Source organism: Paractinoplanes deccanensis, from assembly GCF_016862115.1.
Lineage (GTDB): Bacteria > Actinomycetota > Actinomycetes > Mycobacteriales > Micromonosporaceae > Actinoplanes > Actinoplanes deccanensis.
In genome coordinates, this window is sequence record NZ_BOMI01000120.1 from 1 (window position 1) to 1,305 (window position 1,305).

Sequence of the window (1,305 nt, forward strand, 5' to 3'; positions counted from 1 at the left end):
CTGGCTGTCTTGGCTGTGGAGCAGAACATTCCGTTCGGACCGCAAGCCTGATCGCCTCAGCCGGAACAGAGCATTCCGTTCCGACCGTGAGGGTGACCGCCTCAGCTGGAACAGAACATTCCGTTCCGGGAGCGATCTGCGGACGACCAGCCCGTTCGCGCTCTCGTTCGGCGGCGGTGGGTGCTCGATCGCCATCACCAGCGAGTGAAAGCGGAACGGGGGATAAATCCGACATGGACAGACGGCGGTGCAGGGCCGGGCGAATGGAGGCGAGCGCTGTCCGCCGACGGCTCCCGCATCCTGGCGCCGTCCGGCGACCCCCCGGTGGTGTGGAAAGGGTTGGCGAATCCGAAGGGGAAGGGCGTTCCGAGAACTGGCGAGCGGGCACGGGGGAAGGCGCGTGTGGGGTGCGGAGGCGGATTCCGGGAACGGGGGCGGGGTATAGAACGACGGTGGGTGATCTCGTGGATGGGCCGCTTCTCGCCGCGATCGTGGCGGGGTATGGGACCAGTACCCGGGTGCCGGGGCTTGCCGCGGATCTGCTGGTGACCGATCTCGACGGGTGGATCTCCGCGGAGTGGCTGCTGGGGGACGGTCTCGACCTGCTGCTCGCGGCCGGGCGGCAGCGGTGGCGGGCGGCGCAGCCGCATGTGTCGGCGGCGCTGATCTGGAAGGCGTACTCGTTCTGGCTCGGGGTTCCTGCCGTCTTCGGGTGGGTGGCCGCGCGGCGGGTGCCGCATCTGACGGCGGCTCAGGTGCTGGTGCGGTTCGATGATCGGTATGCGCCCGCGCGGCTGGGCATGCGGGCCGGCGTGCCGGTGTCCGTCCTGCCGGGTGATCCGCTGGCGGGGGCCGGCGAGCCGCGGGTGTCCGTGGTGAGCGACGAGGGTGCCCTGCTGGCCACGCTGCGCCGGACGCTGCTCGATGAGCATGTCACCCCGCTGCTCGACGCCGTGCGCGGTTCCGAGCGGATCAGCCGGCGGCTGCTGCTCGGCTCCCTGTCGGCGGGCATCGCGCACGCCGCGCAGCGGGCCGCCCTCGTGGCCGGGGCCCCGCCGGGGGAGGTGACCGGGCAGCTGCTGCGCACGTTCGGGCTGGCCGACCTGGTGGAGTGGAACGCCGAACGGGTGCGCCGCCGGACCTGCTGCCTCGCGTTCACGATCCCGCACCAGCGCTTCTGTGCGGACTGCTCGTACTGGAAACGTTGAACGTGCCAGCGTCGGCGTGGACTGAGAGTGCTGGCAGCGTTGCACGCGCCGACGTTCAGCGCCCACTGGTCATGCGGCGAATGTTGAACGCACCGAC

2 protein-coding genes are annotated in these 1,305 nt (G+C 70.7%); both read left to right on the forward strand.

Features of this window, described 5'->3' with window-relative positions; genetic code table 11:
• The coding region (locus Ade02nite_RS30280; RefSeq protein ID WP_203771354.1) for a hypothetical protein at nucleotides 1-208 on the forward strand (208 nt) is incomplete at its 5' end.
• A 256-nt stretch (nucleotides 209-464) separates the two neighbouring features.
• Nucleotides 465-1,208: a (2Fe-2S)-binding protein gene (locus Ade02nite_RS30285; RefSeq protein ID WP_239169184.1), complete on the forward strand. Its 744-nt coding sequence runs from the start codon at nucleotides 465-467 to the stop codon at nucleotides 1,206-1,208.
• The last annotated feature ends 97 nt before the right edge of the window (nucleotides 1,209-1,305 follow it).